Below are 8,848 nucleotides of genomic sequence, written 5' to 3' on the forward strand. Positions count from 1 at the left end.
ACGCGCGCGGGGGCGGGTGAGGCGCGATGAGGTGCGGCCGAGACCGGCAGATCGCCCATGTCGCACGCGGTCCCGCGGCCAATGCTCAGCACGAGGGGGAGACACGCACATGTCAGAGTCCGTCCGCGGGGCTCCGGGCCCCGCCGCCGGGGCCGGCGCGCCGCCGCTCATCGGCATCACCACCTACCAGGAGCCGGCCCGCTGGGGGGTCTGGGTGCGCGAGGCCGCGCTCCTGCCGGCACCGTACGCGCGCTCGGTCGAGCGCGCCGGGGGCGTCCCGGTGCTGCTGCCTCCGGGCGCGACCCTGCGCGGGGTGGACGCGCTGGTCGAGCGGCTGGACGGCATCGTCCTCGCCGGCGGCGGCGACCTCGACCCCGACCTGTACGGCGCCGCCCGGCACTACGAGACCGGGCCGCCGCAGCCGCAGCGCGACCGGTTCGAGCTGGCGCTCGTCCGCGCGATCGTCGCGGCGGACCTGCCGTTCCTCGCGATCTGCCGGGGCATGCAGGCGCTGAACGTCGCGCGCGGCGGCACCCTCATCCAGCACCTGCCGGAGGCCGTCGGCCACAAGGGGCACGCGCCCGAGACCGGGATCGTCGGCTCGCACCCGGTGCGGATCAGCCCGACCAGCCTGGTCGGCAAGATCCTCGGCGAGCACGCCGACGTCCCGGCCTACCACCACCAGGCGGTCGCGCGGCTCGGCAAGGGCCTGACGGCCGTGGCCTGGGCCGAGGACCAGGTGGTGGAGGCCGTCGAGCTGCAGGGCCACCGGTTCGGCCTGGCGGTCCAGTGGCATCCGGAGGAGGGCGGCGACATGCGCCTGTTCGAGGCCCTGGTCGCCGCGGCCGCCGGACGCTGACCGGGGATTGACCGGCCGGTGGCGGGGAAGCGATCCGGTAGTGACCGTCGCCCGCCCCGGAGGCCGCCGCATGCCCGTCCACCCCCAGACCGTGAGCTTCCTGGACCTGCTCGCCTCCTGGACGGCCCCGCCGCCGGACGCCGGCGGGGCGGCCGAGCCCACGATCGCGGAGATGCGGGAGCGGATCGGCGCGGCGTTCCCGGTCGTGCGGCGGGAGCTTCCGCACGTCCGCGACCTGGTGGTGCGCGGCCCGGACGCCCCGGTGCCGGTGCGGCTGTACCGTCCGGAGCCGCCCGGCCGGGGTCCGCTGCCCGCGGTCGTCTACCTGCACGGCGGCGGCTGGGTGCTCGGCGGTGTCGACAACGTGGACGCGGCGTGCCGCGATCTGGCGGCGGCCACGGGATGCGCCGTCCTGAACGTCGGTTACCGGCTGGCGCCCGAGCATCCGTTCCCCGCCGCCGTGGACGACGCGTGGGCCGTCCTGGCGTCCGCGGTGCGGGAGCCGGACCGCTACGGCATCGTCCCCGGCGCCGTGGCGGTGGCCGGTGACAGCGCCGGCGGGAACCTCGCCGCCGCCGTCGCGCTGCTGGCCCGCGACCGGGGGCTGCCGCTCGCCCACCAGCTGCTGGTCTACCCGGTGACCGACACGGCGATGGACACCCCGAGCTGGCGCGAGTACGGGACCGGCTACGGGCTGGACGCGCGGTCGCTCGCCCGGTTCATGGACCTGTACCGGGGCGGCGCGGACCCGGCCGACGCCCGGCTGGCCCCGCTGCGCGCCCCCGACCTCGCGGGCGCCGCGCCCGCGACCGTCATCACCGCCGAGTGCGACATCCTGCGCGACGAGGCCGAGGCCTACGCGCACCGGCTCGCGGCGGCCGGCGTGCCGGTGGAGCTGCGCCGCTTCGACGGTGTCGTGCACTCCTTCTTCCTGCTGCCCGAGATCTTCGACGCCGGGGCCGAGGCGATGGAGTTCGCCGCGCGGCGGCTGCGCGCGGCCCTCGGCGGTCAGCCGAAGCGCTTCGCCAGGGCGCCGAGGCCGGTCGCGTAGATGCCCTGGGCGAGGGTCTTGGTCATCGCCTCCTCGTCGCCGGCGTCCGCGGAGAACTCGCCCCACCACTCGACGAACGCCTGCCCGGTCGCGGTGACCGGCAGGACGCGCAGGTGCCCGCGGGCGGCGCGGACGGGCAGCGGGCACTCCAGGATCTCGTACCAGTAGCCGCGGCCGGCGTCGTCCAGCCCGGCGAGGCGCTCGCGGAACACCGAGTCGCCGGGACCGATCAGCCGCCGGACGCAGCCGACGCGGTCGCCGGGGCCGCCGTCCTCGATCACGCCGGTCTCCACGCCCGGCATCCACTCGGCGAGGTTCCCGAAGTCCCGCACGTAGGACCACACGTCGTCGGGGGCGGCGTTGAGGACGGTGCTGGCGTACGACCGGGGCATGGACGCTCCTCGGGGTGGGGGCGGGAACCCTCATGCTGGCCTGGGCACTGTGGTCCGGGCAACAGGCCGACCGTCCCGAATCCGATTCGGAATGATCGGTCCATGCTGCTCGGTGACCCCGCCCACCGCGGCGCCGCGCTCTGGCCGGACTGCACGGCCTTCGCCTGGGACGGGCGGCGCCGGAGCCACGGAGAGCTGCACGGATGCTCCCGGCGCTGGGCCGGCCTCCTGGCCGCCGGGCGAGTGCGGCCCGGCGACCGCGTCGCGCTGCTGACCGTCAACGTGCCCGAGGCGGTCGAGGCCGCGTTCGGCGCGTCGCTGATCGGTGCCGTCGTCGTCCCGCTGAACGTGCGGCGGCTGCGCGAGCGGGCACCGGCTACCGCGGCGTCTACGGGTCGACCGAGGCGGGCAATGTCGTGACCGTCTCCACGCTGGAGGACGAGCTGGCCCACCCCGGCACGGCCCGCCGCCCGCTCCCGGCCTTCGACCCGGCCCTGGACGGCGCCGGCGGGCTGCCCGCCGAACTGGACGCGCACTGCCGCGCCCGGCTCGGCGCGTTCAAGCGCCCCCGCTGGTACGAGGTGGCCGAGGCGATCCCGCGCAACCACTCGGGCAAGGTGCCCAAGCGCGAGCTGCGCGCCGCGCACGACCCGGGCGCGGCCGTCCGGTACCCCGAGACCGGGGACCGGGGCTGGCCGGGCCTCGGGCTAGTACGACTTGGGCAGGCCCAGCTCGTGCTGCGCGATGTGCGCGAGGACGAGCTCCTCCGCGACCGGGATGTTCTTGGCGATGCGGGCGTCGCGGAACATCCGGGCGATCGGGTACTCCATGGAGTACGCCATGCCGCCGTAGGTCTGGAAGGCGCGGTCGGCGGCCTGCCAGGCGGCGTCGGCCGCGGTGAGCTTGGCGATGTTGGCCTCCGAGCCGCAGGGGCGGCCCCGGTCCCACAGCCAGGCGGCCTTGTAGGTCATCAGCCGGGCCAGCTCCAGCTGCGCCTTGGCCCTGGCGAGCGGGAACGCGACGGCCTGGTTCGATCCGATCGGCCGGCCGAACGGGGCGCGGTCGCCGGCGTACTCGCAGGCGAGCCTCAGCACGAGCCCGCCGGAGCCGACGCCGCCCGCCGCGGCCAGGATCCGCTCGGGGTTCAGGATGTCCCACAGGACGAGGAACCCCTGGTCGGCCTCGCCGAGGACGCGGTCCGCCGGGACGCGCACGTCGTCCAGGAACACCGTGCTGGACGCGACGGTGTTGGTGCCGAGCTTCGGGATCGGCTGGAACGTCAGCGTGCCCTCGGCGACGGCCTCCTTGACGTCCACCAGCAGCACGGTGAAGCCGGACGTGCGGGGACGGGCCTCGGCCGCCGGGATCGTCCGGGTGACCAGGACCATGTGGTCGGCGCGCTCGACGCCGGAGATCCAGATCTTCTGGCCGCTGACCAGGAAGTGGTCGCCGTCGCGGCGCGCCTGGGTGGAGATGTTGATGGCGTTGCTGCCGGCGTCCGGCTCGGTGATCGCGAAGCAGGTCTCGATCTCGCCGGAGGCGATCTTCGGCAGGAACGCGCGCTTCTGCGCCTCGGTCCCGTGCCGGTCGATCGTGAGGCCGCCGAACGCGGGCGTCAGCAGGTACATGAAGGACGCGGCGCCGCCCGCGCCGCCCTCGGCGAGGGCCTCCAGCGCGACCGCCAGCTCCAGCAGCCCCTGGCCGCCGCCGCCGTACTCCTCCGGTATCGCGAGGGCGTGCCACCCGCCCTGGACCAGCTCCCGCCAGACCTCCTCCGGCCAGCGCTTCTCGGCGTCGCACCGGCCCCAGTAGTCCTGGTCGTACTTCCCGGCGACCGCCAGCACGCCCTCGCGCACCGCCGCCGCACTCTCCGGCAGGTCGAAGTCCACCGCGCCTCCCTCAATTCGCGTGGCACCACGGTAGCCGATTTCAGTAAGTGGTCACTGACGCGGGGGCGCGGTCATTGAAGGCCGCCGTACCGGGTAGGCGATCGGACGGACGTTCGACACGGGGAGGGGGAGGCCATGCGGCCCCGCGACAGGTGGATGCTGGCCGGCGGACGGTGGAGCCAGGGCACCGGGGAGGACGTGTTCTCGGTGGACGACCCGGCGACCGGCGAACCGCTCGGGGTGGTCGCGGTGTCCACGCCCGCGGACGTGGACACCGCGATGGCAGCGGCCTGCGACACCGCGCCGGGCTGGGCGGCCACCCCCGCCGCCGAGCGGGGCGCGGCCCTGCACGCCGCCGCGCGGGCGGTCGAGGAGCGCATGGACGAGCTGGCCGCGCTGGTCACCGCCGAGATGGGCAAGCCGTCCGGTGACGCGCTCGGCGGTGTGGAGGCCGGGATCGGGACGCTGCGGCAGTACGCCGAGCTGGGGCCCCTGCACGGGGGCCGGAGCCTGCTCGGCGGCTGGGACGCCACCGACTTCATGGTCCGCGAGCCGCGCGGCGTCGTCGCGGTGATCACGCCGTGGAACGACCCGGTCGCCATCGCCTGCGGCCTGATCGGCGCCGCCGTCGCCACCGGCAACACCGTCGTGCACAAGCCGTCCGAGCGGACCCCGCACACCGGCGCGATGCTCGCCGAACTGATCGCCGGGAGCCTGCCCGACGGCGTCCTGAACATGGTCGTCGGCGCCGGCGAGGTGGGCGAGGCCCTCGCCGGCCACCCGGACGCGGACGTCGTCGCCCATGTCGGCTCGACCGCCGCCGGGTACCGCGTCTCCGAACTGGCGCTGCGCACGGGCGCCAAGACCCTGCTGGAGAACGGCGGCTCGGACCCGCTGATCGTGGACGCCGGCGTCGACCCGTCCTGGGCGGCCGGGCAGGCCGCGCTCGGCTGCTTCGCCAACGCCGGGCAGATCTGCACCTCCGTCGAGCGCGTGTACGTCCACGAGGACGTGTCCGAGGCGTTCCTCGGCGCCCTCGCCGAGCGCGCCCGGACCATGCGGATGGGGCCGGGCGCCGACGTGTCCACCGAACTCGGGCCGCTCGTCGACGAGCGGCACCGCACGCACGTCCACCAGCACGTCGAGAAGGCGGTCGCGGAGGGCGCGCGCCCCCTCGCCGGTGCGGAGATCCCGGCCGGCCCCGGCGCGTTCTACCCGGCGACCGTCCTCGCCGGCTGCACCGACCACATGCCGATCATGGCCGAGGAGGTCTTCGGGCCGGTCGCGCCCGTCCGCACCGTGGCCTCGTTCGACCAGGCGCTGGACGCCGCCCGCCGCTCCCGCTACGGCCTCGCCGCCACCGTCCTCACCCGCGACATGGCGCACGCGCAGGCCGCCTGGCGCACCCTGAACGCCGGCACCGTGAAGATCAACGCGGTGTTCGGCGGCGCCCCCGGCGGCGCCGCCACCCCGCGCCGCGCCAGCGGCCGCGGCTTCGGCTACGGCCCCGAGCTCCTGGACGAGATGACGGCCGTGAAGACCGTCCACGTCCAGACCGTCATCCCTTGACCGTCAGCAGGGGCCGCAGCTCCGCGACCGGGGTCGCCACGCCCCCGCCCAGCAGGCTCGACACGACGGGCCCGATGTCCTTGTAGGCCCACGGCGCCTCCTGCTTCAGGTCCCGCCGCCACGCCGCCAAGTCACGGACTGTGAAACTGGTGGTGCAGGTCAAGCTGCTGCCGACGCCCGAGCAGGCGGCGGCGCTGACCGACACCCTCCACCGCGTCAACACCGCCGCCAATCACGTCTCGGCCGTCGCCTTCGTCCGGTTCGGGCTCCGCGGCCGCGAACTGCCCTTGCGTAGCCTGTGCTACGGCGACCTCAAAGCCGGCGGGCTGGGTGCGCAGGCGGCCCAGCATCCAAGTGCCGCCGCAAAGCCGAGTCCAAACCCAGGGACGTCGGCTGAGCCGGTACCGGCGGTGGCAGGCCCGCAAAAGGGCCGATATCCAAGCCAAGCGGACCCGGTCGGCGGCCAAGCTGCTCAAGAAGCGGGCCCGCCGGGAGGCACTGCACGCCACCCACGTCAACCACAAGATTTCCAAGCAGGTCGTCGCCGTCGCGGCACGCACCGGACGCGGCATCGCACTCGAAGACCTGAGTGGGATCCGCGGACGGGTCACGGTTCCACGCGACCAGCGGGCACGCCTGTCCTCCTGGCCCTTCCGCCAGCTGGGCGAGTTCATCGCCGACAAGGCACGCCGTCACGGCGTGCCGTTCATCGAGGTAAATCGGCCTATACCTCGCAGCGCTGCCCGCGCTGCGGACACACCGCGCGGAACAACCGTCCTGCCCGGGATCATTTCTGCTGTCGTCGGTGTGGTCTCGCTGGACCCGCCGACGTCGTCGCCGGGGTCAACGTGCGCGACCGCGCACGCTCGGCGTGGGTATTCGTCAACATGCCCGAACCGGTCCCGGCATGGCCGAGGCTGGTGGATGCGACCCGTAACCGTCCGGCCGTAGCGGGCAGTCGGGAGCGTGAACAACGCCCGAAGGACCGGAAAGCCCGGTCTTCCTCAGGGCCGAGTAGTTGACCAGCCGCGAAGTGATCAACGCCCCGGTCAGGCGTCCGGGCGAGTGGTTTTCGCGGGGACGGACAGGTAGCGGGTCACCAGGCGCGCCACGAAGTGCGCGAACGTCTCCGGGGGGCCGGAGGGCAGCATGAGGTGGCTCATCGTCAGCCGCACCGCCGCGTCGGCGACCTCGGTGAGCGCGTCGCGGTCCAGGTGCGGCCACTGGCGCAGCGCGTGCTCGGCGATGCGGGCGCTGGCGGCGAACAGCACCGGCTCGGCCTGCGTGGTGAGCAGCGGCAGCATCTCGTCGCCGCCCGCGCCGGTCAGCACCGCCTTCTTCAGCTGGTCGTCCGCAGACGTCTCCAGCGTGTAGGTCACCGCGGCGACGACCGCCGCGTACACGTCGTCGTGCTCGGACAGGACCGCGTCGATGCCGTCGAGGTAGCGCTCGTTGTCGCGGACCACGACCGCCTGCGCCAGGCCCCACTTGTCGCCGAACTCGTTGTAGACGGTCTGCCGGCTCACCCCGGCGGCCTCCGCGACGTCCCGCATGCGGACGGCCCGGTAGCCGCGCTCCACGAGCAGGTCCGCCGCGGCGTCCAGCAGGGACTCGCGCACGGGACGTCCGGCGGTGCCCATGTGTCGTCGTTCCTCCGGATGCTCGTCGGGGCCCCCATTATCGCCCCCGGCGCGGCGGCGGGCCATCACGGGCCCGGGACACCGCCGCCGTCGAGCAGGCGGGCGAGCGGGAGGGTGGCGGCGCCGACGGCGACCGCCTCCGGGCCGAGGTGGCACGGCTCGATCGCGGTCTGCGCGAACGGCTGCCGCAGCGCGTAGGCGGCGGTCGCCTCGACGACCCGGTCCAGCATCCGGCCGCCGATCAGCAGCCCCGCCCAGCCGCCGATGATGATCTTCTCGGGGCTGAACAGGTTGACCAGGTCGGCGATGCCCGCGCCCAGGTACTCGGCGATGTCGTCGCGCAGCTCCGCGCCGGTCGCGGACGGGTCGGCGAGCAGCGCGGCGAGGGCGCCCTCCTCGTCGGCCCCGGCCGCGCCGCCCGCGGCCCGGTAGCGCTCCAGCAGGGCGGTGGCGCCGACGTAGGACTCCAGGCAGCCGCGCGACCCGCACCGGCACCGCGCGCCGCCGACCCGCACCGTCGTGTGCCCCCACTCGCCCGCGCTGCCGGCCGCGCCCCGGTACGGGGAGCCGTCGATCATGACGGCGGCGCCGACGCCGGAGCCGATGAGGGCGACGACGGCGTTGCGGTGCCCGCGGCCCGCGCCGAACCACATCTCGGCCTGCCCGAGCGAGGTGGCGCCGTTGTCGATGAACAGCGGCAGGTCGGTGCCCGCGCGCAGCATCCGCTCCAGCGGCACGGCCTCCCAGCCGATGGTCTGGCAGTGCACGACCGCCTCCGGGCCGCGCTCGGTCATGCTGTACTCGACGACGCCCGGCACGCCCACGCCGACGCCGATGATGGACGCCGGGTCGACCGACGCGCCCTCGATGACGGCGGGCAGGCCGTCCAGGATGTGCCGGACGACGGCGCGCTCGTCGTGGCCGCCGTCCCCGAGCGGGAAGTCGGCCTTGGCGAGCTGGGTCAGCTCCAGGTCGAACAGCTCGACCATCACCCGCGTCTCGCCGACGTCGATGCCGACGAGGTGGCCGTAACCGGCCGCCGTCTTCAGCAGCACGCGCGGGCGGCCCCCGTCGGACTCGACGCTGCCCGCCTCGGCGACGAGGCCGGCCTCGATCAGCTCGGCGACGACGTTGCTGACCGAGGCGGGGCTGAGGCCGGTCTCCCCGGCCAGGTCCCGGCGGCTGAGCGGCCCGTCGAAGTACAGCCGCCGCAGCAGCACCGACCGGTTGGCGCGGCGCAGGTCGCGCACGGTCCTCCGGCGCCGTTCCGGCATCGGGCCCCCTTCTCCCGCGGCCGGCGTGCGGCCGCGTCCCCCGCGGTTCACAGGTCTGGACCCGGTCATCATGTCACCGCTTAGATCAGGCCGTGAAATAAGGGCCGGGCAGGCCGGGGCGGCCGCCCGTCCGCCCGGCTCTCTAGAGTGTCGGCCAGGCGAGGTGAGGAGGGC

The 8,848-nt window shown here is 74.9% G+C and carries 11 protein-coding genes and 1 pseudogene; 6 read left to right on the top strand and 6 right to left on the bottom strand.

Translation table 11 applies throughout. From position 1 onward, the window contains the following. The first annotated feature begins 109 nt into the window (after positions 1 to 109). Both E1284_RS35220 and E1284_RS35225 read left to right on the top strand, forming a co-directional pair. Entirely contained in the window at positions 110 to 859 is a 750-nt protein-coding gene (locus E1284_RS35220; protein ID WP_131944489.1) for a gamma-glutamyl-gamma-aminobutyrate hydrolase family protein, read from the top strand. Positions 860 to 929: 70 nt separating this feature from the next. Further along, on the top strand, positions 930 to 1,910 hold the full coding sequence (locus E1284_RS35225; protein WP_131944490.1) for an alpha/beta hydrolase: 981 nt from the start codon (positions 930 to 932) through the stop codon (positions 1,908 to 1,910). On the opposite strand, the gene E1284_RS35230 is transcribed toward E1284_RS35225, so the two are convergent. Further along, positions 1,868 to 2,302 (bottom strand): SRPBCC family protein, encoded by a 435-nt coding sequence (locus tag E1284_RS35230; RefSeq protein WP_131944491.1) that lies wholly within the window; start codon positions 2,300 to 2,302, stop codon positions 1,868 to 1,870. The two genes, E1284_RS35225 and E1284_RS35230, sit on opposite strands and share 43 nt — an antisense overlap. 102 nt (positions 2,303 to 2,404) lie before the next feature. On the opposite strand from E1284_RS35230, the gene E1284_RS35235 reads away from it, so the two are divergent. Continuing rightward, a complete protein-coding gene (locus E1284_RS35235; protein WP_131944492.1) occupies positions 2,405 to 2,722 on the top strand; it encodes an AMP-binding protein in 318 nt (105 codons plus the stop codon). A gap of 287 nt (positions 2,723 to 3,009) precedes the next feature. Here E1284_RS35235 and E1284_RS35240 read toward each other — a convergent pair whose 3' ends face one another. Next, complete coding sequence (locus tag E1284_RS35240; protein WP_131944493.1) at positions 3,010 to 4,191, bottom strand: acyl-CoA dehydrogenase family protein; 1,182 nt, start codon at positions 4,189 to 4,191, stop codon at positions 3,010 to 3,012. 135 nt (positions 4,192 to 4,326) lie between these two features. On the opposite strand from E1284_RS35240, the gene E1284_RS35245 reads away from it, so the two are divergent. After that, complete coding sequence (locus E1284_RS35245; RefSeq protein ID WP_243714939.1) at positions 4,327 to 5,760, top strand: aldehyde dehydrogenase family protein; 1,434 nt, start codon at positions 4,327 to 4,329, stop codon at positions 5,758 to 5,760. Here the strand turns inward: E1284_RS35245 and E1284_RS42710 are convergent. Beyond that, complete coding sequence (locus E1284_RS42710) at positions 5,750 to 5,890, bottom strand: RtcB family protein (protein WP_207924129.1); 141 nt, start codon at positions 5,888 to 5,890, stop codon at positions 5,750 to 5,752. The two genes, E1284_RS35245 and E1284_RS42710, sit on opposite strands and share 11 nt — an antisense overlap. Before the next feature lies 1 nt (position 5,891). Then, the gene (locus E1284_RS43430; RefSeq protein ID WP_243714940.1) at positions 5,892 to 6,110 is read right to left on the bottom strand and encodes a hypothetical protein; all 219 of its coding nucleotides are present in this window, start codon (positions 6,108 to 6,110) and stop codon (positions 5,892 to 5,894) included. A gap of 4 nt (positions 6,111 to 6,114) precedes the next feature. Here E1284_RS43430 and E1284_RS43435 point away from each other — a divergent pair. Both E1284_RS43435 and E1284_RS43440 read left to right on the top strand, forming a co-directional pair. Continuing rightward, positions 6,115 to 6,423: pseudogene (locus E1284_RS43435) on the top strand (RNA-guided endonuclease TnpB family protein); the annotation flags it as partial. Beyond that, complete coding sequence (locus tag E1284_RS43440) at positions 6,405 to 6,782, top strand: transposase (protein ID WP_243714941.1); 378 nt, start codon at positions 6,405 to 6,407, stop codon at positions 6,780 to 6,782. The pseudogene E1284_RS43435 and the gene E1284_RS43440, both read left to right, overlap by 19 nt. Before the next feature lie 27 nt (positions 6,783 to 6,809). Here the strand turns inward: E1284_RS43440 and E1284_RS35260 are convergent, their stop codons facing one another. Together E1284_RS35260 and E1284_RS35265 are read right to left on the bottom strand one after the other, a co-directional pair. Further along, on the bottom strand, positions 6,810 to 7,400 hold the full coding sequence (locus E1284_RS35260) for a TetR/AcrR family transcriptional regulator (RefSeq protein ID WP_131944495.1): 591 nt from the start codon (positions 7,398 to 7,400) through the stop codon (positions 6,810 to 6,812). Between the two features lie 65 nt (positions 7,401 to 7,465). Next, entirely contained in the window at positions 7,466 to 8,674 is a 1,209-nt protein-coding gene (locus E1284_RS35265; protein ID WP_131944496.1) for an ROK family transcriptional regulator, read from the bottom strand. Positions 8,675 to 8,848 lie beyond the last annotated feature (174 nt).

Origin of the sequence: Actinomadura bangladeshensis (assembly GCF_004348335.1) — a bacterium.
Lineage (GTDB): Bacteria > Actinomycetota > Actinomycetes > Streptosporangiales > Streptosporangiaceae > Spirillospora > Spirillospora bangladeshensis.

Bases quoted from the DNA above. Each gene is read 5' to 3' on its own strand.
- E1284_RS35220 (WP_131944489.1), top strand. From the start codon at position 110: ATGTCAGAGTCCGTCCGCGGGGCTCCGGGCCCCGCCGCCGGGGCCGGC.
- E1284_RS35225 (WP_131944490.1), top strand. From the start codon at position 930: ATGCCCGTCCACCCCCAGACCGTGAGCTTCCTGGACCTGCTCGCCTCC.
- E1284_RS35230 (WP_131944491.1), bottom strand. From the start codon at position 2,302: ATGCCCCGGTCGTACGCCAGCACCGTCCTCAACGCCGCCCCCGACGAC.
- E1284_RS35235 (WP_131944492.1), top strand. From the start codon at position 2,405: ATGCTGCTCGGTGACCCCGCCCACCGCGGCGCCGCGCTCTGGCCGGAC.
- E1284_RS35245 (WP_243714939.1), top strand. From the start codon at position 4,327: ATGCGGCCCCGCGACAGGTGGATGCTGGCCGGCGGACGGTGGAGCCAG.
- E1284_RS43430 (WP_243714940.1), bottom strand. From the start codon at position 6,110: ATGCTGGGCCGCCTGCGCACCCAGCCCGCCGGCTTTGAGGTCGCCGTA.
- E1284_RS35260 (WP_131944495.1), bottom strand. From the start codon at position 7,400: ATGGGCACCGCCGGACGTCCCGTGCGCGAGTCCCTGCTGGACGCCGCG.
- E1284_RS35265 (WP_131944496.1), bottom strand. From the start codon at position 8,674: ATGCCGGAACGGCGCCGGAGGACCGTGCGCGACCTGCGCCGCGCCAAC.